This is a genomic window from Paraburkholderia mimosarum LMG 23256 = NBRC 106338, from assembly GCF_000739815.1.
GTDB classification, from domain to species: Bacteria; Pseudomonadota; Gammaproteobacteria; order Burkholderiales; family Burkholderiaceae; genus Paraburkholderia; species Paraburkholderia mimosarum.
On sequence record NZ_BBJJ01000056.1, the window covers coordinates 1 to 25,632 of the forward strand.

Genomic DNA, 25,632 nt, shown 5'->3' on the forward strand with positions numbered 1-25,632 from the left:
CAGGGTTTATTGTTCTGATAAGCCACCTTATGGTGGATGGGATATGCCGAAAATCAGGATAATCAAATGCATCGCACAGGGATGACGGAACTCCAAGTGGTACTGGCAGTCGCGCGGCGCAACAGTTTCCGTGGTGCGGCGCAGGAACTCGGTATGTCCACCACGGCGGTAAGCAGCGCCGTGGCCGGGCTGGAGGCGCGCCTCAAGGTCCGCCTGTTCAACCGCTCGACACGCAGCGTCGCGCTGACCGATGCAGGGCAGCGTTATGTAGAGCGAATTGCGCCAGCGCTGGCCGAAATCCAGAGCGCCGGTGAAGAGGCGGGCAGCGGGCCGGATATACCGAGCGGCACGCTGCGGATCAACGCACCGCAGGGCGCGGTGCTACTGCTGATGGAATCCTTGATCGGCGAGTACGTGCGGCGCTACCCGCAGGTGCGCGTGGATATCGTGAGCGAGTCGCGGATGATTGATATTGTCGGCGAGGGCTTCGACGCGGGGATTCGCCTCGCCGAGTCCGTGCCGCAGGACATGATTGCGGTGCCGCTGACTGGCGACGTCCGCATGCTGGTGGTGGCAACGCCCGAGTATCTGAAGCTTCATGGCACGCCCATTCATCCGCGCGATCTGCTCGGGCATCAGAGCATCGGCATGCGTATGTCGCACGGCGGCATCTACCAGTGGGAGCTTGAGCGCGACGGCGAGAAGCTGCAGATGGATTTGCCGGTGCGGATGGCGTTCAACGAATTGCCGGTCATCAAGGAAGCGGTGCTGCAGGGACACGGGATCGGTTTTATCGCCGAATGGCTTATCGAGTGGGAACTGGCCTCAGGCGCGCTGGTACCGGTGCTGACGCCATGGTGCCAGCCCTTTGGCGGATTGCGGCTTTACTATCCAGGACACCGCTTCGTGCCCGCGCGTCTGCGCGCACTCATCGAACTGGTTCACGAACTGCGTCCAGCGGGAGCAGTACGCACGCCGGAAAAGCGCTGACCTTAAAATGGTCTCCAGCAGATTGGAGGGCTAGCCCCGGGTCGCCTCCGCCACGCTGCGTCGACGAGCCCCTCGTCTCAGCGATGCACGTGCTCAACCGAGGTGGCAAACGTATTTACATGCGACTCGATTGAGTGTCCGCATTCCGGCTGCGACGGACGCCGCAATCTCCGGTTGACGCTCACGGTTAATGACGCATGGTGGCCGGACTCTGACGAAGAGCATCGTTCGGCGATGCCTCGCCTTGTCACGGTTCCGTCGAACGTGGGTTGGTCGCACAAGCTTTGCCCCCAATGGCCGCAAAACTAAGGCACCAGTCGCACACTCTGGCAGCCCCACGACTGCGCGTTCGCCAAACGCGCAACATCTAGCGGCCCATCCGCCGATCGTAGCTGCGCGAAATCCGCGGGAGCAGCGTGGGGTCGCGCGCGTCGGCGCTGTTGAACTGGACGATCACGCTGCCATCGGCTTGCTGCTGGACGTTCGCCGTCACGGTGCCGCCGTCGCTGGTGCCGGCAATCGCGCCCCTGCCGGGGTCCTGGACCGTGATTGCGAGGCCTTCATCGCGCATGGCGCCCGCGGCGGCGGAAAACGACCGGTCGTAGCTGGCCGGTGTCATGACGACGGTTCCCGGCGGCGGCGCGTAATAAGGGCAGCCCGCCAGTGGCAGCAGGCCGGCGCACGCGCTGGCGAGCATGAGGCGCCGCGCCCAGAGACTGCTCGCCGAATGCAATCGACGCTTACCCGGTATGTCCATCGTCGCTCTCCTCGAATCGATTTTGTATGGCATCCTAAAAGCTCACTGCCAGGCCAAACGACACGCCATGGACGTTGCGGCCAAACACATAGCGCACCATCGCCCGCGTGCGCGTAATGATGATGGGGTAGGTGCTGCTGTCGAGTTCGAGGCCTACGCCCAGTGATGTGAGGTCGTTGAATCCGAGCACCCCGGCGCTGTCGCCGAAATAGTGCGAATAGGCGAACTCCAGCACGTAGCGCACCGGCTTGTCCAGCGCATGCCAGCCGGTTGGCGCGCGCCAGCGCGTCCAGAGGCTCAACTGCTGCGCCGTGGCGGAGCCCTGAACCGCTTCCGCGCTGCCGCCGAAGCTGCGCAGATAGATATCGGTCGCGCGCAATTCCGCGTCGATTTCGTAGTTCTCGCGGTAATGCTCCCAGTCGAGCATCAGCGAGCCGCCGTAGCCATACGCGTCCAGATAACCGTTGTTGAGGAACTGGAGATTGCTGTCCGTGACGTGGTTGATCAACGTCTGTCCGACGCGCAGATCGCTCGATACCCGCCCGAGCGTGCCGTTCAGGATGGGCCGAAACACGAGCTCGTTGGTGAGGCGGAAATCCCAGCCGATTCCCACCGTGCCGCTGAACGTGTTCCACTTCGTGGGCAGCGCCCGCTGGTCGGCGCCGTCGGTCGCGACGAACGTCGGGTCGTAGCGGCTATAGGCGATCGTGCCTTCCATGTACAGGGGAAACGTCCGGCTGAGCGTGAATCCTCCCCCCAGCTGTGTCTGACCGAATCCGGGGTTGCCGGTAGCGCCGTTATTGATCGAAAGCGAACTGGTGGTGACATCCGGTACCGTCGTGTACGACATGATGGACAGCACGGCATCCGCATGCCGCTTGATGTTGCCGCCTATCACGGTCTGGTTCGAGAGTTGGCCGGACACGCTCTGCGCATGCGGTTGCAAAGGTGCAAGCGCCACGAGCAGGGTCAGGGCGGTTCGTGCGGCGTGATCGCGCAATCTGGGCCGGCGGACAGTGGTTTTCGTCATGTTCGATCCCGTCGGGTCTCAATGCCCGTTGCGTCCGGTTGCGTGTGATCGCGCGGCTCGTGCGACGCTTCCTGCACGCCGCGCACGAAGGCTGCCACGATCAGTCCGGTAAACACGACGCCAATCAGCCCAAGCAATACGGCGTCGATGCGCCCGAGCGCAGTGGTCGGCACGACGTCGCCGTAGCCGATGGTGAGGGCCGTGATCGCGCAGAAATACAGGGTCTCGCTCAGGCGCGACGGGGTGCGGTTCAGCGTTTCGACAGCGCCGCCGAAGTAGTACATCAATACTGTCAGGACGACGAATATAACCATCAAGCCCGCCAGGAGCAGCCGCAAGTACCAGATGGTTCTTCCCGATTCCAGCAGGATTTCGCGCGCTCGCGGCGCATGGGGCTTGTCTTTCGCGGCATGGTTCATGGCGTATTCCTCTCACGCGCTGCAGCGCCACGCTGCGCGCGCCACTCGAAGATCTGAAGCATCAGGCACGCGTAAGCCGTGACCGCCAGAAATAACGTCATGCGCACGGCGAACGCGCGGTAGACGTCCTTGCCGGCCGCGCTGTCCTGCACTGACTGACCGAGCAGAATGATCATCGTGACGAGGCCGTTCAGCCAGAAGCCGGGCGAGTAGCGCGTGGGGCTGATGCGAAAGAGCTTGCGTCCCACCATCAAGCCGAACAGCAGCATCCACAGATAGAACATCCCGATGTTCACGAAGAGCCGCAGCGCAAACCAGAACGCGATGGCGAGCAGCCCGCCAAGCGCCGTGGAGCCCAGCAGTTCGCGCGCGGCACCGCGAGCCGACGTCGTGCAGCTCTGCCGGCCGAGGCTCACTGACTTCATGATGATCGGCATGTAGCTGGCCGGATCGTTCATTGCCAGCAGCCAGGCGGGCATCACCACGAGCGCGGCCTGCAGCGCAATGCGCGCGGCGAGGCCCGGCGCCATGACACGCGCGACGGGTTTCGCGCCCGTGGGCGCCGGCTCGGAAAACAACGCGTGGCTCACGATCGAAACGAGCACGGCGAGAAGCACGCCCTTCACGAGTGCGCCCACCACCGTGGCCGCGAGTTCCTGATCGGCTACGCCTGCCGCCGAGATCATCGTCAGGCCCGCCGCGAGGAAGGTCGCCACGAGGTTGTTGCCGCCGCTCAGGCCGAAGCGAAAGGCGAGGAAGAGGCAGAGGCCGACGAGTAGCACGCCCGCGATCGGATAGTAGCGAAGCAAGGGGACGAGCAAGAGGCCGCTGCCCGTCGTCCCTGCCACGACCAGCGCCAGTGCGAGTGCCGTCTTCAGCGAGAGCGGCTGGTTTTGCGTGGCGAGCAGAAAGAGGGCGAATACCGGCGCGATCACGGGAACCGGAAAATCGAGCGCGAAGCTGACAGCGAGTGCGAGCGCCGTACCGGTGGCCACGCGCAGCGCACGCTGGCCGGGAATCGAAAGGCTCGTTAGCGTGGGCATGGGCGCGGCTCAGTAGAGGTAAGAGAGCCAACTCATCACGTGCAGGAACACGCGCCCGAGCGGATTGAGCGGATTGCCGGCACCAGGAAACGCCATCACCTCGGCCTGGCCGCCCACGCGGACGTTGCGCAGCCGCGCGCGCTCGTTCGGGTCGAACTCGACGATCACGGGAAAGCGCTGCGCGGGCCGCAGCCAGTCGCGGCTGTTCTGTACGGTCGGCAAGCTGCCGGGCGGCGTGCTCTGGCCTACGCTCACGCCATAGCCAATGCTCCTGATGCGGCCTTCGAACACCTCGCCCGGCAGCGCGTCGAGCGCGATGGCGACGCGCGTGCCCGGCTGGAGATGGGCCAGATTGTTCTCGGTCATGTCCGCGCTGACCCAGACATCGTGGATGGCGATCAACGTCATCACCGGCGCTCCGGCTGCCGCGAATTGCCCGACTTCGGTGCGCAGGTCGGTGATGACGCCCCCGGAGCGCGCGCGGATACGCGTATTGGCGAAGTCGAGTTGGGCCTTCTCCAGCACGCCCGCTGCGCTGCGCAATTGCGCGTTCTCCGCTTCGTTGCCGCCCTGTTGTTCGCGCGCGCGCTCCACTTCGGCGCGGGCGGCTTCGACCTGGCTTTGTGCCTGAACGTGCGTCGCACGCGCCACTTCCAGCCGGCGCAGCGAGACGGTGCCCTGATCTTCGCGATACAGCCGTTCCAGGCGATCGCTGTCCTGGCGCGCCTTGACCTCGTTGGCGAGGGCCGCGCGCAGCGAGGCTTGTGCCGAGTCGATGCCGGCGGTGCTCGCGCCGATCTGCCGGCGCGTGGATTCGAGGTCCGCGCGCGCGCGGTCGGCGGCAATTCGGTACTGCTCGTTGTCGATCTCGAACAGCACGTCGCCCGCCTTCACCTCCTGGTTGTTGCGCACGAACACGCGCGTCACGCGTCCCGAGACCTCGGCCGCGACCGGTACGACGTACGCCTGGACGCGCGCCTGCTGCGTATACGGCGTGAAGCGATCGGCAAGGAGATACCAGATCAGGCTCACGACGATCAGGACTACGATCCACTTTAGCGCCTTGCCGGAAGGCTCCGCGGCGGGCGGCGCCTGGGGTGGCGCATTCGTGGACGGTTCGGTCGCGTTGCTCATTGTGACGGACCTTCGTGCTGGTTAGAGACAGCAGGCGAACCCGGGGCGCCCGAAACGTTGTGGGCCGCAGAGGGCAGCTTCGATTCGTCGAGCAGATCGCCCCAGTCGGTGCGGTGTTGCATCTGCGCGCGGGTTGCCGGGTCGAGGAGCGGTTGCCCGGTGTACCAGCCGCCCCCCAGGGCCTTGTAAAGCGAGATCAGGCTGCTCACGGCGTTGCCGCGATTGACGACGTACGCGTCCTGCTGGGCCGAGAGCGCGCGCTGCGCGTCGAGCACCCGCTGGAAGTCCGAGTACCCTTCGCGATAGATCGTGTTGGCAAGCGTGAGCGAGCGTTGCGCAGCGTCTTGTGCGTCGTGCAGGATCGTGTCCCGCTGCAGTGCCGCGATAAGCGCCGTTGCCGCGTCGTCGGCCTCGCGCGCCGCCTCGCGCACGCTCTCCTGGTAGGCGACGATCAACTGCTGGAGGCGCGCGTCCTGCACGCGCACATTGTTGGTGATGAGGCCATGATCGAACAGGTTCCACGTGATGCTCGGGCCGCCCACGGCAGCGAGCGTGCTTGGCGCGCCCGTGAGCGAACTGGCGCTCCACACGAGCGAGCCGACCAGCGAAACGGAAGGATACAGGTCGGCCTTCGCGACGCCGATCAGCGCGGACTGAGCGGCCATCTGGTGCTCCGCCGCGCGAACGTCGGGGCGGCGCAGCAACAGATCGGCGGGCACATCCTGGAGCACCGCGCGGTCGATGAGCGGCACGAAGCCCGCCTTGGCCGGCTGCACGTCCAGCTCCGGCAATGGGCCGGGCGGACGGCCCAGCAGCACGCACAGCGCGTGACGCGCCACCGCGATCTGGCTCTCGAATACGGGAATGCTGCTCAGCGTGCCGAGATACTGGGTCTTCGCCTGCTGGAGATCGAGCTCGTCGGTTTCGCCGCTCTTGAAGAGCTTTTGCGTGATCTCGTAGCTGCGCTTTTGCAGTTGCGCGTTTTCCCGTGCGATGCGCAGGCGCGCTTCGGTCGTGCGCAACGTGAAATAAGTGTCCGCGACCTGCGCGTGAACGAGCACCAGCGCGTCCTCGCGGTTGTCTTGTGCGGCGAAGAACGCGGCATCGGCCGATTCGATCGCGCGCGCGAAGCGTCCCCAGAAGTCCAGCTCCCAGCCGATGCTGAAGCCGAGAGCATACTGGACGTACGCGCCCGAGCGCGTGTTGAAGCCATCCTGGCGCTTGCGCGCCGAATACAGTACGTCGGCGTTGGCCTGCTGCACCTGCGGGTAGCGTCCCGCGAGCGCGATGCCCAGTTGGGCCCGCGCCTCGATCACGCGCAGTGCGGAAATCCTGAGGTCGCCGTTGTTCGCATCGGCGGCGGCAATCAGCTGTTCGAGATTGTCGTCGTGGAACACGCGCCACCATTGCCGCGCGTCGGGCTGTAGATCGGACGGTGAGGCGATCTGCGTGACCTGGGCGATCGACGTGCTGCTCCAGTGCTCGCTCCAGCTCTCGCGCTGCGGCTGGAAGTCCGGGCCCACCCGCATGCAGGCGCTCAGGCAGGCCGTGAGGCACGTGCCCAGACAGCAGGCGCCGAGCGGGAGCCAGTGAGGGCGCTCGCGGAGGAACACGTGGGATGCCCCGCGCTTCAAGCCTGCTGTTTTTCTTGCGCGTGTTCGGGTTGGGGCTGGTCTTTCACCCAGCGCCAGAACAACTGATAGCCGACGGCGAGCATCACCGGGCCGATGAAGAGGCCGATCACGCCGCCCGTGACCATGCCGCCGATCGCGCCGATCAGCACCACGGGCATCGGCACCGCGACGCCGCGGCCGAGCAGCAGCGGCTTGAGCACGTTGTCGGCGAGGCCGGCAACGAACTCGTAGACCGAGAAGACGATGGTCGCCGTGCTCACGCCCTGGGTCATGATCACGAAGATGATGACGGGCACGGTGATGAGCGTGGCGGGCAACTGCATGATGCCGATCAGCAGCACGGCAAGCGCAAGCAGGCCGGCGCCGGGAACGCCCATCATGATGAAACCGACGCCGATCAGCACCATCTGGATGAACGCGATGCCCACCACACCCTGAGCGACCGCGCGGATCGTGGCCGTGCACAGGTCGGCGATTTGCGTGCCGTTTTCCGGACCCGAGATGCGCGAGGCGATCATCACCGAGCTGCGGTAGCCGTTATCGCCGTACGCCATCAGAATGCCCGCAACGATCAGGGCTACGAAGAAAACCAGCAGCGCGCCCCCAAGCCCTGTGATGGTGGCGAGCGCAGCGAGACCAGCCGCCTTCAGTTGCGGCGCGAACTGTTGCACGAGACCGGCGACGTCGGTCGAGGCCTGAAGCCAGAAATCGTAAACGCGCTGGCCGACGATCGGCCAACTGGCGACCGAATCGGCGGGCGGTGGAATATGAAACGTGCCGCTCTTCGCGACGCCCATGGCGTGCTCGACCGAATCGGCGACCGCCACGCCCAACAGCCAGGTCGGCGCGAGGATCACCGCGAACGCCACCAGAATGATGAGTGTGGCGATCAGTCCTTCCCTCTTTGGAAAACGGCGTTGTAGCCGGGTCTGGAGCGGATAGAGCGTGATTGCGAGAATCACGGACCAGACCATGAGGTCAAGGAATGGCGCGAAAATGCGAAAGCAGAACATCGCCAGGACGGCAATGAGCGCGGCGCGGATCAGGACATCGAGCAAATCCCGGGACTGCGCCTTCGCCGTTTGTGTAGTGGGCAGCAGCATTGCTCTTCTCCTCGCAGGTCGCCGCGAGGGTCTCCCGCGGGCAAGCCAGGCTCCCCAGGGAGCCTGCGTGAACTATGCGTGACTCCTCTCGCTGTCTGGCGAAGATCCGCCAGAACTTCAGGTAGTACGAGAAACTGACCGCCGGCGCCGCGTTGCGTCTCAATCCTGTTCCCCCATTGCTCGCGGATGCCCGCGATCGACTTCATGATGTTTGCAGTCGCCCGGGTCGTGGGGAACGCGCCGCCGAATTCAGTCTATTACAGGCCGTGAAAAGGGACAATAAACGTGCCGCCGGCATAGGACCGGCAGGCAATCACGTCAAGCGGGCGCTAGAGGCGCTGCCCGCATGCGCGGCGCGAATCGTATGCGCAATTGCTGTGGTTCAATGTCCCGGGCCCCGCGAAGGCACGCAACTGAGCACAAGGCGATCGCCCGCGCCCGCACCGGCGGCCAGCGCCGCGCTGTGGAATTCGCGGCTGCCGCAGCGCCACTCGGCGAGATAGTCATTGCGACAGCCGCCTGATCGCGCGGCGACGATCGACAGCGGATAGCGGCAGGTTTGCAAACCGTCGCAGTGCTGCGCGAGATCGCGCGTGACATTGCCGCGTGGCGCGCCGCAATTGCTGCCGTAGGTACCGGACACGATGACGATCGTCGCGTGGTCCGTGCCCGGGGTGGTGGCAGTGAGCGCCGCGGACGAGATCAACAGCGCACCGAGACCGGTGGCCACCCATGCGCCCGACAGCGCGCTTCCGCTGGGATTCATGATGCCCCTCCCGGGCCGGCGCGGCGTTGAGCGCTTCGCAGACGACGCGCGCGAGCGCCGCTTCCAGCCGACGATTTCATGTTAGCCCGGCCCCCGGGAAGGGCAAGGCAGTGCCCGGCGATGGTGCGAGCGTTCGCTGCGTTGCACCAGCAGTAGTCACCCCAGGCACACGTATGGTGGACGCCTGCGGGGCAGGACCGCGCTCCGCGTGGCGGGCGTCCGACCGGCGAAACCGGCGCCACGGGCGTCGCGGTGGCGCGAGCGACCGCAGGTGAGGTGGATGGCATAGGGATTGCTTTGTAGCCTTCGAGGCCAACGATGGCCTCGACGAAATGCTTAATCGTCCCGCCAGGTGCGGGATCGTTCGATCATGCGGGGCAACGGCGTCCCGAAGCGACACTCCACGGCACAGTGTGCCCGGCGGGTGCGCTTCGGGACGCTTTTTTTTATGCGCCTTGCGGGGCGCAGACGGGTCCGGCGAATCATTGGCGATACCTTTTGCACTACTAAAGACGAACATGCGGGAAACGACACCTGACGTCTCTGCCGAAATTGTCGGCGAACTCATCAACCTGGCCGGGCGTCAGCGGATGCTCTCGCAGCGCATCGTCCTCCATGCGCTGCTCGGCTTGCGCGGAGACGAAGTCGCTGTTGGGGTCGCGCGCGAATGCCTCGACATGTTTACGGCCTCGCACGCGCGGCTCGTCGAGGGCGACGATCATTTTCCTGGTGTGTTCTCCCACGCGCTGCGCGAGCTGTATTTCGGTTCGCGCAAAGCCGACGAGCGGATTCGGGCCTTCATGGAGCTTGCCGCGAACGCGTTCGATAGTCTCGGTCCGGTGCTGGCCAACCGCATTGGCCGTGACAGCGCAAGCGAGAGCGCCATCGCACGGCTCGCGGCCGCCGCCACACCGCTGCTCGAACTGCTGCAAGCGATTACGCAGTCGTACCAGGACGAATTACGCGCCGTCGAAGCCGCTACGGCGAAGCGCCAGGCAGGCATCGTCGACGAGCTTGCCGCCATTTCGATGCGCGCGAACATCGTCGCGCTCAATGCGCGCGTGGCCGCCGCCCGCGCCGGTGACTTCGGCCGCGAGTTCGCCGTGATCACCGCGGAACTCGCCGACGTCATCGGCGAGATGGACCGGCTCGTGCAGGGCGTAGTCGGCAAGCGCGCAAATGTCGAGACGCATAGCCGCACGCCCGAAAGACATTTCGGATTACGAAATCAACGGATGTATGCCCGCGCCGCGGGTTGAGATCCACTACTGGGGAGAACCTCGTGAAAGACCTGGCAAGTTCGCTCAAGAGCGGCAACTGGCGCGCGCTGATTGCATGCTTCCTCTACTTCGACACCGGATTCACGGTCTGGGTGATGTTCGGCCCGCTCGCGCCGTTCATCCAGAAGGACATCCCGATGACGCCGGCCGAACTGGGCCTGCTCGTGGCGGTGCCGGTGCTCGGCGCGGCGATCTTGCGCGTGACGCTCGGCAATCTGTATCAGGCTTATGACGGTCGCCGTGTCGCGCTGCTCGGCATTGCGCTTTCGGCCATTCCGTCTGCCGTGCTGCTGCTGATGCCCGGAACGCCCTCCTATACGTTGCTCCTCGTGCTCGGCGTGCTGCTCGGCGTGGGCGGTGCCAGCTTCGCCGTGGCGCTGCCCATGGCGGGGAGCAACTATCCGCCGAAGGTGCAGGGCCTCGTACTCGGCCTCGCCGCGGCCGGCAATATCGGTGCGGTGCTCGACGGCTTCCTCTTTCCTGGCCTTGCCGCCCACTTCAGCTGGGCGCGCGCCACGGGCGCGGCGTTGCCGCTGCTGGCGCTCGCCGCGACGGCCGTGACCTTCTGGGCTCGCGATCTCGGCCAGAAGTCGGGCAGCGCGGCGCAGGCGTTGCGTGCATTCAGCATCACGCTCGCCGGATTGATCGCGCTCGTGCTCTGCGTGCACGCGGGTGTGTTTGGAGCGGGCAAGACTGGCGTACTGCTGCTGCCCGTGCTTGGCGCGCTGCTCGCCATCGCCGTATTGCCGCGCCACTATCGCGCCGTGCTTGCACAGGGCGACACGTGGGTCGTGATGCTCGTGTACAGCATCACGTTCGGCGGGTTCGTCGGGATGTCCTCCTATGTCTCGACGCTGCTTATTTCGCTCTACCAGGTACCGAAGCTCGAAGCCGGCGTGGTGATGTCGCTGCTCGCGCTGACCGGCGCGATGGTGCGCCCGCTCGGCGGCCTCGTTGCCGACCGCATTTCGGGCGTGCGCGCGCTCGTGGTGCTGCTCGCCGCGATCTCGGCGTGCGATTTCGCCTTCGCGCTGTGGATGCCGCCCTTCGCCGCCGGCATTGCGTTGCTCGCGTTCACTTACGTTTGTTTCGGCCTGGGCAATGGCGCGACGTTTCAGCTCGTGCCGCGTCGCTGGCAGGGCCGCACGGGTCTCATGTCGGGCATCATCGGCGCGGCGGGCGGCATCGGCGGCTTCTATCTGCCGGTCATCATGGGCATTGCCAAGGAAAGCACCGGCAGCTATCAGATGGGCTTCGCGACGTTCGGCGTCATTGCGGCGGCGGCGTTCGGCCTCGTGGTGCTGCACCGTGCGCGCTGGCTCGAATGGGCGCTGCCCCAGGAGCCTGCGACGGCACCCGCGGCGCCTGCCCTGGTGCAGGGGGCGCAGGCAAGCGTGGGCAACTGAGGCGGGAACCGGTCGCAGCGGCCCGGGTTCGAGCGACGGGCCGTTTGCGTCAAACGCGCTTCGCTGCTGTTGCTGCGAAGCGCGAAGCTCGTTCAGGTCAGGAGATGATCAGGCGCTTATCCGCAGCGCATCTTCGAGCGCATCGTACGCGTGCGAGCCGAACGAAGCGGACGTCTGGGCGAACAAAGCCGCCTCGCCAATGGCGTTGCCCACGAGGATGATGGCCGGACTGCCGAGCCCGGCCGCTTGCGCGTGCGCCGCGATGGTGCCGAGCGTGCCCGTTACGCGCCGTTCGTTCACGCTGCCTGCCCACTGGACGACGGCGGCGGGCGTTGCGGTGGAGAGTGTGTTGGCGAGCGTGGCGCACAGCGACTCGATCCGGCTCATCCCCATATAGATGGCGAGCGTCATGCCCGTCGCCGCGAGCGCATGCCAGTCGGGCTCGCTGTGATCGCGCAGATGCGCCGTCACGAAGATCACGCCCTGGCAATGATCGCGGTGCGTGAGCGAGATGCCGAGGCCGGCCGCCGCCGCGAACGCCGAGGACACCCCGTTCACGATCTCCACGCGCACGCCTGCCTCGCGCAACGCCGCGAGTTCCTCGCCGGCCCGGCCGAACAGAAGGGCGTCACCGCCCTTCACGCGCACCACGTGCAGACCGCGGCGCGCGTAGCGCTGCATCAACCGCTCGATGAAGGCCTGCGGCGTGGAGCGGCAGCCGCCCCGCTTGCCCACGCGGATCACGCGGGCCCGCGGCGCGAGCGTGATGATTTCCGGGTTCACGAGATCGTCGAGCAGCAGCACGTCGGCGCTCGCGAGCGCTTTGGCCGCCTTCAGGGTGAGCAGGTCGAGATCGCCCGGACCTGCGCTCACCAGCGTCACCTTGCCTTCTTTGCCCGTCACCATCGTCATCTTCCTTATCGCGTTGCGCGCAACGGCATTACTAGCGCGCCCATAAAAAAATAATGGCGTCCGCTCGTCAGCTTGCGACGAGGGGACGCCATTGTCCGGTTGCATGAATCGCGGCGCTTGCAGCGGCCGCCTGGATTTGCAGTGCCCGACATCGTTGCCGGGCATTCGATGTGGATGCAAGTTCCAGACCACCGGACATGGGCGCGGCGCTGGCCTGCCAGCGGGGCGTTTCTCGACAGACAGCGCCGCGACGGGCACGCTCACGGCGCACAGCGACTGTGCTGCACAGCACCAACCTTGTGCCGGGTTGCATCACGATGCGCAGGCAAGTACGCCGACGGCTGAGGTGCATGAACCCTGCGAGCGCCCGCCGAACAGGGCGTCGCGCGAGATGATCGCAAATTGGCACAGTGCTTGCGTACAGCCTCGTAACAAGTGCCACCGCGAATCAAAGGCGATTCGGCTGCAAGCAGTCGGTGCAGCGCACGGAGAATTTCGTATTCAGGACAACGGCGTCCCCCGAAACCGGCTTCGCGCAAGCTGGAATCGCGGGACGCCTTTTTTTTGGCAGGGTGCTCAGCATGGTGCAAGCAACGGACGCAGTGAAAAGCTCCGCCGCGATGGAGATCGTCGTCGTCGGCCATGGCATGGTGGGCCACAAATTTCTCGAAAGCATGCTCGCGGACGGCACGCTCAACGCACGCGTGACCGTACTCTGCGAAGAGCCCCGACCCGCGTACGACCGCGTACATCTTTCCGAATTCTTCGCGGGCAAGTCGGCGGACGATCTCTCCCTCGTGGCGCCGGGGTTCTTCGATCGCGAGAACGTGCGCCTCGTGCTGGACGCGAAGGCCGTGGCGATCGATCGTGCGGCGCGCACTGTCACGGCGTCCAACGGCGAGACCCTCTCCTATGACAAGCTCGTGCTGGCTACCGGCTCGTCGCCGTTCGTCCCGCCCATCGCCGGCAACGACCGGACCGATTGCTTCGTATATCGAACGATTGCCGACCTCGAAGCCATGCAGGCGCGCGGCGCGAGCGCAAAGTCTGGCGTGGTGGTGGGCGGCGGCCTGCTCGGCCTCGAATGCGCAAAAGCGCTGCACGATCTGGGCCTCGACACGCACGTCGTGGAGTTCGCGCCGCGCCTCATGGCGGTGCAGGTGGACGAAGACGGCGGCCACATGTTGCGTGGAAAGATCGAAGAACTCGGCGTGACCGTGCACACGCAAAAGAACACGACGGCGATCGTCGACGGCGAAACGGCCGCGAACCGCATGCAGTTCGCCGACGGCACCCACCTCGACGCCGACATGATCGTGTTCTCGGCCGGCATTCGCCCACGCGACGAAATCGCACGCGCATGCGGCCTCGAGATCGGCGCGCGCGGCGGCATCGTGATCGACGACCAGTGCAGGACGAGCGATGCGGACATCTACGCCATCGGCGAATGCGCGCTCTGGCAAGGCCAGATCTTCGGCCTCGTCGCCCCTGGTTACGACATGGCGCGCATCGCCGCGAAGGCACTCGCGGGCGAGGCAGCGCGCTTCGCGGGCGCCGACATGAGTACCAAACTCAAGCTGATGGGCGTGGACGTGGCGAGCATCGGCGACGCGCACGGCAAGACGCCCGGTAGCCGCTCGTTTCGTTATGCAGACGAACGCCGCCAGGTCTACAAGAAGATCGTGGTGTCCGATTGCGGCAAGAAACTGCTCGGCGCCGTAATGGTGGGCGACGCGAGCGAATACGGCACGCTGCTGCAGATGATGCTCAACGGCATCGAGCTGCCCGAGTCGCCCGAATTCATGATCCTGCCGCAGGCCGACGGGAAAGCCAAGCCTGCGCTCGGCGTCGAGGCGCTCCCCGATGCGGCGCAGATCTGCTCGTGCAACAACGTTTCGAAGGCCGAAATCTGCGCCGCCGTGCGCGAAGGCGCAACGACCATCGCCGCGGTGAAGGGGGCGTGCAACGCCGGTACGTCGTGCGGCGGCTGCGTGCCGCTCGTCACGCAGGTCATGAAGTCCGAGATGAAGCGTCAGGGTCTCGCCGTCAACAACCATCTGTGCGAGCACTTCCGCCATTCGCGGCAGGAGCTTTATCACATCGTGCGCGTGGAGGGCATCAAGACCTTCGGCGAGTTGCTCGCGAGGCATGGGCGTGGCCTCGGCTGCGATATTTGCAAGCCCGCCGTGGCCGGTGTTCTCGCTTCGTGCTGGAACGAATTCGTGCTGAAGAAAGAGCACGCCAGCTTGCAGGATTCGAACGATTACTACCTCGCCAACATTCAGCGCGACGGCACCTATTCGGTCGTGCCGCGCATGCCCGGCGGCGAAGTGACGCCCGAAGGCCTCATTGCCGTGGGGCAAGTGGCGAAAAAGTTCGGGCTCTATACGAAGATCACGGGTGGCCAGCGTGTGGACCTCTTTGGTGCGCGCGTCGAGCAACTGCCCTACATCTGGGAGGATCTGATCGCCGCCGGCTTCGAATCGGGGCATGCATACGGCAAGGCCTTGCGCACGGTGAAATCGTGCGTGGGCTCGACGTGGTGCCGCTACGGCGTGGGCGATTCGGTGGGCTTCGCGATCGAACTGGAGAATCGCTACAAGGGCCTGCGCGCGCCACACAAGATCAAGTTCGGCGTATCGGGCTGCACGCGCGAATGCGCGGAGGCGCAAGGCAAGGACGTCGGCATCATCGCCACGGAAAAGGGCTGGAACCTCTACGTGTGTGGCAACGGCGGGATGAAGCCGCGCCATGCGGAACTGCTCGCGGCGGACCTCGACCGGGAAACGCTCGTGCGCTACGTCGATCGTTTCCTCATGTTCTATGTGCGCACGGCCGATCGCCTGCAGCGCACGAGCGTGTGGCGCGACAACCTCGAAGGCGGCCTCGACTATCTGATCGACGTGGTCGTGCACGACAAGCTGGGCCTTGCCGCCGAACTCGAATCGGAAATGCAGCTCGTCGTGGACACCTACGAATGCGAGTGGAAGAAGGCCGTGACGGACCCGCAAACGCGCCGCCGCTTCCGTCACTTCGTGAACAGCGACGCGGGCGACCAGCACGTCGCGTTCGTCGAGGAGCGCGGCCAGATCCGTCCGGCCACGCCCGAAGAGCGCATGCAAAATTCGCAGTCCGCACGATACGAAGCGCTGGCGGAGATTCCCGTTGTCGTCGAAACGGTCTGATTCCCTTCTGTCAAAACCGAGGAGCGAGAAATGTCCAACGAACACACCATGAGCAACTGGATTCCCGTCTGCACGCTCGACGACATCGTGCCGAACACCGGCGTCTGCGCGCTCGTGAAAGGCGAGCAGGTCGCCGTGTTCCATGTCCACGACGGCAACGCGCGCGTGTACGCCATCGGCAACTACGATCCCAACTCGCATGCGTCGGTGCTCTCGCGCGGGCTCGTGGGCAGCTTTGGCGAGCGCGTGGTGGTGGCATCGCCAATCTACAAGCATCACTTCGATCTCAGCACCGGCGAGTGCATCGAAGCGCCGCAGCATTCGGTCAACGCATTCCCGACACGTGTGGAAAATGGTCAGGTGTGGGTTGCCGCCTGATTTTCCGGCTGATGGGCCAACCGAAGTGACGAGCGCGCGGCGCGCAGCAAGCGCCGCGTAACCTGATTCTGTTTCCAGCTGATATCGATCGACCGCATGAGCAGCGAGAGCGTAAAAAGCGTTTGCCCGTACTGCGGCGTAGGCTGCGGGATGATCCTGCACGTCGAGGACGGCCAGGTCGCCAAGGTTTCCGGCGACACCGAGCATCCGGCCAACTTCGGTCGCCTCTGCACCAAGGGTTCGTCGGCGCATGTCGCGCTGCGCAAGTCGGGGCGCCTCGAGCGCGCCTTCGTGCGCCATGCGCGCGACGAGGATCCGGTGCCGCTTCCGCTCGATCAGGCGATCACGGAAACCGCGCGCCGCCTGCGCGCGACGCTGGACGTGCACGGCCCCGATGCGCTGTCGTTCTACGTTTCCGGGCAGATGTCGGTCGAGGCGCAATACCTCGTGAACAAGCTCGCCAAGGGCTTCGTGCGCACCAACAACATCGAGTCGAATTCGCGCCTGTGCATGGCGAGCGCAGGCAGCGGCTACAAGCTCTCGCTCGGCGCGGATGGTCCGCCCGGCTCGTACCAGGACTTCGACCGCGCGGATCTGTTCCTCGTGATCGGCGCGAACATGGCGGACTGCCATCCGGTCCTGTTCCTGCGCATGATGGACCGCGTGAAGGCGGGCGCGAAGCTCATTGTCGTGGACCCGCGCCGCACCACGACCGCAGAGAAAGCGTCGCTTTTCCTGCAGATCGCGCCGGGCACCGATCTCGCGCTGCTCAATGGTCTGCTTCATCTGCTGCACAAGAACGGCCATACGGATCAGGCCTTCATTGAACAGTACACCGAAGGATGGGACGCGATGCCCGCGTTCCTCGACGACTACACGCCGGAAAGGGTCGCAGCGATCACAGGTCTGGCCGCCGACGACATTCGCCGCGCCGCGCAGTTGATTGGCGAAGCGCCCGAGTGGATGAGCTGCTGGACGATGGGCCTGAACCAGAGCACGCACGGCACGTGGAGCACGAACGCGATCTGCAACCTCCACCTCGCGACGGGCAAGATCTGCCGCCCGGGCAGCGGACCGTTCTCGCTCACGGGGCAGCCCAACGCGATGGGCGGGCGCGAGATGGGCTACATGGGGCCGGGACTGCCGGGCCAGCGCACGGTGCTGGCGCAGGAAGACCGCGCGTTCGTGGAAACGGCGTGGAACGTGGCGCCCGGCACGCTCCCCACGAAAGTGGGCGGCGGCACCATCGACATGTTCTCGCGCATGGCCGCGGGCGAGATCAAGGCGTGCTGGATCATCTGCACGAATCCGGTTGCGAGCGTCGCGAACCGGCAGACGGTTGTGGCGGGCCTGAGGGCCGCCGAACTGGTCATCGCGCAGGACGCTTTTCTGGACACCGAAACGAATCAGTACGCCGACGTCCTGCTACCGGGCGCGCTCTGGGCCGAAGCCGAAGGCGTGATGATCAACTCCGAGCGCAACATGACGCTCATGCAGCAGGCAGTCGACCCGCCCGGCGAGGCGCTACCCGACTGGAAAATCATCGCGCGCGTGGCCTGCGAGATGGGGTTCGCCGATGCATTCAGCTACGCGAGCGCCGCCGAGGTGTTCGACGAAATCACGCGTTTCGCGAACCCGAAGACGGGCTACGACCTGCGCGGCGCGAGCCACGCGAAGCTGCGCGAAACGCCGCTGCAATGGCCGATCGCGCCCGATGCGGCGAGCGATCGCAATCCGCTGCGCTATGTGAACGACGGCGTGAGCCAGGCGCTCACGGAGAACGCCGACGGCACGCGCCCGCGCATCGCGTTCGCTACGCCGAGCGGCAAGGGCGTGTTCTTTGCGCGTGCTCATGTTGCGCCCGCCGAACTCCCCGATGGCACGTTCCCCATCGTCTTCAACACGGGCCGGTTGCAGCACCAGTGGCACACCATGACGAAGACCGGCAAGGTGCCGATGCTCAACAAGCTCAATCCGGGCCCCTTCGTCGAGATTCATCCCGAGGACGCCGCCGCGCTCGGCATCGCCGCGAAGGACCGTGTGGAAGTGCGCTCGCGTCGAGGACGCGTGGTGCTGCCCGCCGTGGTGACCGACCGTGTGCGTCCCGGCAACTGCTTCGCGCCGATGCACTGGAACGACGTGTATGGCGATGAGCTGTGCGTGAACGCCGTCACGAGCGATGCGATCGACGCCGTTTCCCGGCAGCCCGAACTGAAGTTCTGCGCGGTCGCGCTCTCTCGCGTCGGTGCGCAATCCGCGCCGCGCGAGGCCACGCGCATGCCCGATGCCGCCAATGCCCCGGCTGCGCTCGAAGCGAGCGTGCAGCAAGCCGCCAACCCGTTCCAGGAACACGACATGTCCCGTATCGATGCCTTTTCGACGCTGCTCGGTCTCGACCAGGTCGCCGCGCCGGAGCTGGACGAGGCGCAACGCCTGTACCTCGCGGGCTTCGTCGGCGGCCTGCGCTCGCTGCGGACGACCGAGCCCGCAGGCGTGCCCGTGCTGCCCGCGCATGCGCCGTTTCCCGCACAGACGCGCATATGGCTCGACGGCCTGCTGGCCGGTCTTTTCAGCCGCGCGGAGCCCATCGCGCGCAGTGCCGCGCTCGCGGCGCCGGAAGACAAGCCGCACGGCGTGCGTATCGCCCATACGCGCCCGAAGGTCGTGCTGTTGTGGGCTTCGCAAACAGGCAACGTCGAATCGCTCGTCGAGCGCTACGCGATGCAACTGATGGAGTCGGGCTTCGAGATCCGTACGGCCTGCATGGCGGACTACCCGCTTGCGAATCTCGCGAAGGCACAGTACGTACTCCTGATGACGAGCACGTTCGGCGACGGCGACGCGCCCGACAACGGCGCGGCGTTCTGGAGCGCGCTCGCCGCGGAGAGTGCGCCGCGTCTGGCGGCGCTGCGCTTCTCGGTGCTTTCGCTGGGCGACCGCAACTACGAAGCGTTCTGCGGCCATGGCCGCAAGCTCGACGCGCGCCTCGAAGCGCTGGGCGCGACGCGTCTCATGGAACGTGTGGATTGCGACAGCGAATATCAAGGCACGGCCGATGCATGGCTCGACCGCATCGTCGTGCGCATCAAGGAAGAAGATGCGGCGCTCCACGCGGTGCCTGCCGACGGCTCGATTCCGGAAGTGCTGCCCGGGTGCGCCGCGACGAAGGCGCGCCCGGCCGCCTCGAAACTGCTGAAAAACGTGCGTCTGAACATGCAAGGCGCGACGAAGGACACGCGCTACTTCTCGCTGGCGACGGGCGAGGCGGGCCTCGACTACGAAGCGGGCGACGCGCTGGGCGTGTGGCCCACCAACTGCCCCGCGCTGGTGGACGAGCTGCTCGGGCTAACGCGTCTTGCCGCCGATACGCCGGTTGCCGTGAGCGGCCACGGCGAGATGCGCCTCGGCGAGGCGCTCAGCAAGCACTACGAGATCGCGCGCCCCAACGCCGATGCGCTCGCCTTCATCGCCTCGCGCACGCGCTCCAGGGGCCTCGCCGAGATGCTCGACGAGACGCGCAAGGGCGATCTTCGCAACTGGCTCTGGGGCCAGCAGCTCGCGGACGTACTGCACGAATATCCGGTCGATATGAGCGCGTCCGAACTGCTCGGCATGCTCAAGCGCCTTCAGCCACGGCTCTATTCGATTTCGTCGAGCCCGAAGGCGCATGCGGGCGAAGTGCATCTGACCGTTTCGGCCGTGCGCTACAGCAACGGCCGCCGCGAGCGCAAGGGCGTGGCCTCGACCTTCCTTGCCGACCGCGCGCAAGAGGGCAGCGTGCCCGTGTTCGTGCAGAAGAGCACGCATTTCCGGCCGCCGCGCAATGGCGACACGCCGATGATCATGGTCGGCCCCGGCACCGGTGTCGCGCCGTTCCGCGGCTTCCTGCACGAGCGCCAGGCACGCGGCGACACGGGCCGGAACTGGCTCTTCTTCGGCGAGCAGCACGCGGCAACCGACTTCTACTACCGCGACGAGCTGGAGCAGATGCACAAGGATGGCCACCTCGACCGGCTCGACCTCGCGTTCTCGCGCGATCAAAGCGACAAGGTCTACGTGCAGGACCGCATGCGCGAGCAGGGCGCGCAGCTATGGGCGTGGCTGCAGGAAGGGGCGCACGTGTACGTATGCGGCGATGCGAGCCGCATGGCGAAGGACGTCGATGCGGCGCTAAGGGAAGTGGTGTCCGGGCACGGCGGGATGAGCGCCGACGCTGCGAACGAATACGTCAGTGCGCTCGGACGGGAAAAACGCTACGTGCGCGACGTCTATTGAAGGGGCGCGGCGCGGCTTCGGACAAGCAGCCCCGTGCCGCACGGCCGCCCGCGTGCCACATCTTCAGTGCGCGCGAGCGTCGCGCGCGCGCCTGGTCCACGCACGCAACGTCTTCATCTTCGTTGCCGAGCCCGGCATGGAGACCGCCCCGGCCGCTTTTCGCCGCAACGGGTTCGGGCAACAGGATGGCCACGAGGAACGTCAGGCACGAGCCTGCGAACACGGCCACCACGCTCATCGAGATCGATTCGAACATCCCCTTGCTCCCCGGTAAAATGGTGCCCGGCGGGGACGCCGCGCTATGCGCAACGCAGGCGCTGGCATCTCCGTCATGGCAGTCCATTTTCCGCAGGGCGCGCGCCGGCGTCCAAGACGATATTCGGATTGGAACGATAAGCGCGCCTTATGAACGCATTCGAATCATTTCCGGAGACATTCGGGAGGCAGCTATCTTGATGCTTCGCTCGATACGCTACGTGCTCACCGTGGCGGAGTTGAAGAATTTCACGCGGGCAGCCGAGGTGCTGCACGTCTCGCAGCCGGCGCTCTCACAGCAGATCCGGCAACTGGAAAACGAGCTCGGCGGCGCGTTGTTCGACCGCAGCGGCCGCGCCATCAGCCTCACCGAATTCGGGCGCGCGTACATCGAGCACGCGCGCCAGGCGCTCCTGCATCTCGACGCGGGCAAGCGCGCGCTCCACGAGGTGCACGATCTCACGCGCGGCCTCTTGCGACTCGCCTATACGCCCACCTTCGCCGAATATCTGATCGCGCCGGCGCTGCGTGGTTTTCGCGCTGCACATCCGGCCATCGCGCTCGAAGTGAGCGAGCGGCCGCTGGAAGACATCGAAAGCGGACTCGAGCGCGACGAGCTCGACCTCGGCATTGGCTTCACCGACGTGCGTTCTGACGAAATCGAAGTGCGTCCGCTCTTTGCCGAGCAGATGGCGCTGCTCGTGGCCACGCGCCATCCGCTCGCACGCCGGCGCACCGGGATCACGGCGGACCAGCTGGGGGCGATGCCGCTCGCGCTGTTGAGCCCGGACTTCGTGGTGCGCCGCTTCGCCGACGCATACTTCCGCGCCCACCAGCTGATTCCGCGTGTGATGCTGGAGTCCAACTCGGTGGGTACCGTGCTCAAGCTCGTGAAGGACGGCGCGCTCGGCACGCTGCTGCCTTCAGCGCTGTTGCGCGAGCATCGCGGGCTCGTCGCGTTGCCCGTGACGCCCGCGTTGCCGCAGCGCACCGTCGCGCTGCTCACGCGGCGGCGGGCATCGACCACGCTGGCGGCGAATGCGTTTTCCGATGTGCTGCTCGGCCTCATCGCCCACGAGCACCTTGGCACGGAGTAAGGAGGCCGCCCCCGAACGCGTCACCGTTGCGGCGACGAAAGCAGGTTGTGGAAGAAGTCCACCGCGTGCTGGCGAGTGGGTGTCGAGACGAGCGTGGCAGTCGGGTCGAGCCCGGCGCGGCGCGCCGTGCCGCTCACGAGACTCTTTTGCAGATCGTTGAGCGGGCGCGCGAGATCGGTCGCGATGAAGCCCGAGGCGGGCGGCGTAGCGATGGCCGGCAGATCGGTGCGCGGCGCGTCGAGCGTGAGCAACGGCGCGAGCGTGGGTGCGGCCTCCACGCGCTGGCTCGCGAGCATCTCGGCGGGTGCGATGCCGAGCCAGTCGCGCAGGGTCGCGAGAATCGACGTGTGATCGAAGGGCGTGGCGCCGGGCGAGCGGAACACGGTGCCGGGCGCGATATACGGCGAAACCACGACGGCGGGCACGCGCACGCCAAAGCTGTCGAAGCCGAAGTTCTGATCGCCGGGATCGCTCGCGGCGTCGGGCGGCACGGCGTTGGCGGGAGGCAGCACGTGGTCGTAGGTGCCGCCGTGCTCGTCGTAGGTGATGACGAGCAGCGCTTCGGGCCACGCCGGCGACGTGCTCAAGGCATGCCAGATCTCATAGAGGAAGCTTTCACCGGCGTAGACATCGTGGGGCGGGTGCTGGTCGTTGGGATCGAGCAGGAAGCGCGGTTCGATGAACGAATACTGCGGCAGCGTGTTGTTCTGGCAGGCGGAAATGAAGGCGCTGAAGCGCTGGAAATTCGGCCTGTATTTCGCATCCCATAGCGTCGGGAACATCGTGAGCGTGAGCGAGGGCGCGACGAGTGCGGCGCTGTACACGGCCCAGCTCGCGCCCACGTCGCCGAGCACGTTGAAGATGGTGCGCACCTGCCAGTCGAACGGGTCGGGCGGAGAACCGTTGTCGACATGGCCGTTCGAGGTGCCCGCATGGGCGAATGCGCGGTTCGGCCAGGTCTGGCTCGGCACGGGGGCGAACCAGGCGTCCGAGACGGCGTATGCGCGCGCGAGCGTGGATAGCACCTTCAACTGGTCGGGGCTGTGGCACTGCATGACCTGGCTCGCGTCCGTCGTCGAAGTCGTTTCGTAGTCTTGCACGAAGCCTGACATCGGCGTGGCGCCCGGCGCGTTGCCGAGCAGCTGGATGCGCACGTTCGCGAACGTCTCTTGCGGATCGGGATCGGGCAGCGTGGCGGTGGAGGCGGGCATGCTCGCGGCGATGGTGCCGCCCGCTGTCGTCGGGTTGGACAGACCCGCCTTGAGGCCGTCGAATGGGCGCTCCGCGCTGGCGGCCGGGATGAAGTGCGCGGGGCTGGCACCGTTGCCGTAGAGGCCCCCGAGCATCGTATCGAACGAACGGTTTTCGAACATCACGACGACGACGTGTTTGATCTTCTGCATCGGCATGGGGCTCTCCGTCTCCCGGGTCTGAGGCAGAGTATTGGTGCACGAATGCACGATCGGCAAGGTTCGCGAACACTGAGCAAACGTGCCGATACGCCGCGAACGCTACCGCATCCTCGTGCGCCAGAGTTCGTGCCCTGCGCAGGTCGCGAGAAAAACGCCAAGCAGGATCGCGGCGACCGCCGCCGACTGATCCCCGGTCCCCGCGCCGCCCGCCAAGGCCCGCAGCCAGAGGTGCACTCCCGCACCCGTCGCGGCGAGCCCGAGTGCGAGGCCGGCGATCGCCAGCGTCGCGCGCCGCCGCGCGTGTTCCCAATGCTTCATATTGCCCCCTCGAGGTGCTTACGTTTGCGCGTCTGGAAGACGCCGTAAGGGCACGATACGCCGCCAGAATTCACTCGGCATGGGCCGCCAAAAATGTGGGGCCGTGAGCGCATGCAAAGGCGCGCATGAGGCCGCCTCGCTAACCCGCGCCTACCCGCCTGAACGGGCCCCACCGGCGCACCAGCCGGGCCTGTGGGATAATTACGGTTTGCCCGGAGCGCAGCTCAAGAGGTTGTTCGCGAGGGCGCGCGTGGGGCCTTTATTCCCGTGGCCCGCTTCCTTTCTGCGACTTTTCTTCCACAGCCACAATGCCCGCATACCGTTCCAAAACCTCCACCGCCGGCCGCAACATGGCAGGTGCGCGCTCCCTTTGGCGCGCCACCGGCATGAAAGACGAAGATTTTGCCAAGCCGATCATCGCGGTCGTCAATTCGTTCACCCAGTTCGTCCCCGGCCACGTGCACCTGAAAGACCTCGGTCAGCTCGTGGCGCGCGAAATCGAAGCCGCGGGCGGCGTGGCCAAGGAATTCAACACCATCGCCGTTGACGACGGCATCGCCATGGGTCACGACGGCATGCTGTATTCGCTGCCGAGCCGCGACATCATTGCCGATTCGGTGGAGTACATGGTCAACGCGCACTGCGCCGACGCCATGGTGTGCATCTCGAACTGCGACAAGATCACGCCGGGCATGCTGATGGCCGCCATGCGCCTGAACATTCCGGTGATCTTCGTCTCGGGAGGCCCGATGGAAGCGGGCAAGACGCGCCTCGCGAACCCGGTCACGAAGGCCATCGAAGTCAAGAAGCTCGACCTGATCGACGCCATGGTGATCGCGGCCGACAGCAAGTATTCCGACGCCGAAGTCGCCGAAGTCGAGCGCTCCGCCTGCCCGACCTGCGGTTCGTGCTCGGGCATGTTCACGGCCAACTCGATGAACTGCCTGACCGAAGCGCTGGGCCTCTCGCTGCCGGGCAACGGCACCGTGGTCGCCACGCACGCCGACCGCGAGCAGCTTTTCAAGCGCGCCGGCCGCCGCATCGTCGAACTCGCGCGCCAGTACTACGAACAGGAAGACGAGCGCGTGCTGCCGCGCTCGGTGGGCTTCAAGGCGTTCGAGAACGCCATGACGCTCGATATCGCCATGGGCGGCTCGACCAACACGATCCTGCACCTGCTGGCCATCGCGCAGGAAGCGGGCATCGACTTCAGCATGCGCGACATCGACCGCCTTTCGCGCGTCGTGCCGCAGCTGTGCAAGGTCGCGCCGAACACGAACAAGTACCACATCGAAGACGTGCACCGCGCGGGCGGCATCATGGCGATCCTCGGCGAGCTGGAGCGCGCGGGCAAGCTGCACACCGACGTGCCCGCCGTGCACGCGCCGTCGCTCAAGGAAGCGCTCGAGCAGTGGGACATCACGCGCACCCAGGACGAAGCGGTCAAGACGTTCTACATGGCGGGTCCCGCCGGCGTTCCCACCCAGGTCGCGTTCAGCCAGAACACGCGCTGGCCGAGCCTCGACACGGATCGCGCCGAAGGCTGCATCCGCTCGTACGAGCACGCGTTCTCGAAGGAAGGCGGCCTTGCCGTGCTGACGGGCAATATCGCGCTCGACGGCTGCGTGGTGAAGACCGCGGGCGTTGACGACAGCATTCTCGTGTTCGAGGGCACCGCGCACGTGACCGAGTCGCAGGACGAAGCGGTGGAGAACATCCTCGCCGACAAGGTCAAGGCCGGCGACGTGGTGATCGTGCGCTACGAAGGCCCGCGCGGCGGCCCCGGCATGCAGGAAATGCTCTACCCGACCAGCTACATCAAGTCGAAGGGCCTCGGCAAGGCGTGCGCGCTGCTGACCGACGGCCGCTTCTCGGGTGGCACCTCGGGTCTTTCGATCGGCCACTGCTCGCCGGAAGCGGCAGCGGGCGGCGCAATCGGTCTCGTGCGCGACGGCGACAAGATCCGCATCGACATTCCGAACCGCACGATCAACGTGCTGGTCCCGGACGAGGAACTCGCCCGCCGCCGCGAAGAGCAGAACGCCAAGGGATGGAAGCCGTCAAAGGTTCGTCCGCGCAAGGTGTCGGCGGCGCTCAAAGCCTATGCGAAGCTCGTGATGTCGGCGGATAAGGGCGCGGTGCGCGACCTTTCGCTGCTGGACGACTGAGCCTGAAACGGGGCGGTCCGCATGGGCCGCCACGCGCAAGAAGGTCAAAAAAAATCGAGCCTCCCATGGG

At 65.9% G+C, this 25,632-nt stretch carries 20 protein-coding genes; 8 read left to right on the forward strand and 12 right to left on the reverse strand.

Annotated features, from left to right (window positions below; genetic code table 11):
* Window positions 1-66 precede the first annotated feature (66 nt).
* Complete coding sequence (locus BMI01S_RS27900; protein ID WP_028230141.1) at window positions 67-990, forward strand: LysR family transcriptional regulator; 924 nt, start codon at window positions 67-69, stop codon at window positions 988-990.
* Between the two features lie 367 nt (window positions 991-1,357).
* On the opposite strand, the gene BMI01S_RS27905 is transcribed toward BMI01S_RS27900, so the two are convergent.
* The 8 genes from BMI01S_RS27905 to BMI01S_RS27940 form a co-directional block, all read right to left on the reverse strand.
* Window positions 1,358-1,747, reverse strand: a complete 390-nt coding sequence (locus BMI01S_RS27905) for a hypothetical protein (protein WP_042291246.1) — start codon at window positions 1,745-1,747, stop codon at window positions 1,358-1,360.
* A gap of 34 nt (window positions 1,748-1,781) precedes the next feature.
* The gene (locus tag BMI01S_RS27910; RefSeq protein WP_244145288.1) at window positions 1,782-2,777 is read right to left on the reverse strand and encodes a hypothetical protein; all 996 of its coding nucleotides are present in this window, start codon (window positions 2,775-2,777) and stop codon (window positions 1,782-1,784) included.
* On the reverse strand, window positions 2,774-3,196 hold the full coding sequence (locus tag BMI01S_RS27915) for a potassium channel family protein (protein WP_081723318.1): 423 nt from the start codon (window positions 3,194-3,196) through the stop codon (window positions 2,774-2,776). The genes BMI01S_RS27910 and BMI01S_RS27915 overlap by 4 nt, the downstream gene beginning before the upstream one ends.
* The gene (locus BMI01S_RS27920; RefSeq protein ID WP_028230143.1) at window positions 3,193-4,239 is read right to left on the reverse strand and encodes a DUF2955 domain-containing protein; all 1,047 of its coding nucleotides are present in this window, start codon (window positions 4,237-4,239) and stop codon (window positions 3,193-3,195) included. Before BMI01S_RS27920 ends, BMI01S_RS27915 begins: the two co-directional genes overlap by 4 nt.
* Window positions 4,240-4,248: 9 nt before the next feature.
* Window positions 4,249-5,373, reverse strand: coding sequence for an HlyD family secretion protein (locus BMI01S_RS27925; RefSeq protein WP_028230144.1), 1,125 nt, complete (start codon window positions 5,371-5,373; stop codon window positions 4,249-4,251).
* Entirely contained in the window at window positions 5,370-6,938 is a 1,569-nt protein-coding gene (locus BMI01S_RS27930) for a TolC family protein (RefSeq protein ID WP_028230145.1), read from the reverse strand. The genes BMI01S_RS27925 and BMI01S_RS27930 overlap by 4 nt, the downstream gene beginning before the upstream one ends.
* Window positions 6,939-7,003: 65 nt before the next feature.
* Window positions 7,004-8,110, reverse strand: a complete 1,107-nt coding sequence (locus BMI01S_RS27935) for an AI-2E family transporter (protein WP_042291251.1) — start codon at window positions 8,108-8,110, stop codon at window positions 7,004-7,006.
* Window positions 8,111-8,492: 382 nt separating this feature from the next.
* Window positions 8,493-8,876, reverse strand: a complete 384-nt coding sequence (locus BMI01S_RS27940) for a hypothetical protein (protein ID WP_238327722.1) — start codon at window positions 8,874-8,876, stop codon at window positions 8,493-8,495.
* 518 nt (window positions 8,877-9,394) lie between these two features.
* Between BMI01S_RS27940 and BMI01S_RS27945 the strand changes: the two genes are divergently transcribed.
* A complete protein-coding gene (locus BMI01S_RS27945; protein WP_042291253.1) occupies window positions 9,395-10,135 on the forward strand; it encodes a type IV pili methyl-accepting chemotaxis transducer N-terminal domain-containing protein in 741 nt (246 codons plus the stop codon).
* Window positions 10,136-10,158: 23 nt separating this feature from the next.
* Entirely contained in the window at window positions 10,159-11,562 is a 1,404-nt protein-coding gene (locus tag BMI01S_RS27950) for an MFS transporter (protein ID WP_028211191.1), read from the forward strand.
* Window positions 11,563-11,670: 108 nt separating this feature from the next.
* Here BMI01S_RS27950 and cobA read toward each other — a convergent pair whose 3' ends face one another.
* Window positions 11,671-12,468, reverse strand: a complete 798-nt coding sequence (cobA, locus tag BMI01S_RS27955; RefSeq protein ID WP_036044323.1) for a uroporphyrinogen-III C-methyltransferase — start codon at window positions 12,466-12,468, stop codon at window positions 11,671-11,673.
* A gap of 626 nt (window positions 12,469-13,094) precedes the next feature.
* Here cobA and nirB point away from each other — a divergent pair.
* The 3 genes from nirB to BMI01S_RS27970 all read left to right on the forward strand — a co-directional run bounded on the left by nirB (window position 13,095) and on the right by BMI01S_RS27970 (window position 20,312).
* Window positions 13,095-15,659 (forward strand): nitrite reductase large subunit NirB, encoded by a 2,565-nt coding sequence (nirB, locus tag BMI01S_RS27960; protein WP_028230148.1) that lies wholly within the window; start codon window positions 13,095-13,097, stop codon window positions 15,657-15,659.
* Between the two features lie 30 nt (window positions 15,660-15,689).
* Window positions 15,690-16,037: a nitrite reductase small subunit NirD gene (gene nirD, locus BMI01S_RS27965; RefSeq protein WP_028230149.1), complete on the forward strand. Its 348-nt coding sequence runs from the start codon at window positions 15,690-15,692 to the stop codon at window positions 16,035-16,037.
* A 96-nt stretch (window positions 16,038-16,133) separates the two neighbouring features.
* Window positions 16,134-20,312 (forward strand): bifunctional nitrate reductase/sulfite reductase flavoprotein subunit alpha, encoded by a 4,179-nt coding sequence (locus tag BMI01S_RS27970; protein ID WP_028230150.1) that lies wholly within the window; start codon window positions 16,134-16,136, stop codon window positions 20,310-20,312.
* On the opposite strand, the gene BMI01S_RS27975 is transcribed toward BMI01S_RS27970, so the two are convergent.
* On the reverse strand, window positions 20,266-20,568 hold the full coding sequence (locus tag BMI01S_RS27975) for a hypothetical protein (RefSeq protein WP_028230151.1): 303 nt from the start codon (window positions 20,566-20,568) through the stop codon (window positions 20,266-20,268). The two genes, BMI01S_RS27970 and BMI01S_RS27975, sit on opposite strands and share 47 nt — an antisense overlap.
* A 199-nt stretch (window positions 20,569-20,767) precedes the next feature.
* Between BMI01S_RS27975 and cynR the strand changes: the two genes are divergently transcribed.
* Window positions 20,768-21,664, forward strand: coding sequence for a transcriptional regulator CynR (gene cynR, locus BMI01S_RS27980; protein ID WP_244145289.1), 897 nt, complete (start codon window positions 20,768-20,770; stop codon window positions 21,662-21,664).
* Between the two features lie 20 nt (window positions 21,665-21,684).
* Here the strand turns inward: cynR and BMI01S_RS27985 are convergent, their stop codons facing one another.
* Window positions 21,685-23,073, reverse strand: coding sequence for an alkaline phosphatase family protein (locus BMI01S_RS27985; protein WP_028230153.1), 1,389 nt, complete (start codon window positions 23,071-23,073; stop codon window positions 21,685-21,687).
* Window positions 23,074-23,175: 102 nt separating this feature from the next.
* Window positions 23,176-23,394: a hypothetical protein gene (locus BMI01S_RS27990; protein ID WP_036018596.1), complete on the reverse strand. Its 219-nt coding sequence runs from the start codon at window positions 23,392-23,394 to the stop codon at window positions 23,176-23,178.
* A 308-nt stretch (window positions 23,395-23,702) separates the two neighbouring features.
* Between BMI01S_RS27990 and ilvD the strand changes: the two genes are divergently transcribed.
* Window positions 23,703-25,562 (forward strand): dihydroxy-acid dehydratase, encoded by a 1,860-nt coding sequence (gene ilvD / locus BMI01S_RS27995; protein WP_028230154.1) that lies wholly within the window; start codon window positions 23,703-23,705, stop codon window positions 25,560-25,562.
* Window positions 25,563-25,632: the final 70 nt, after the last annotated feature.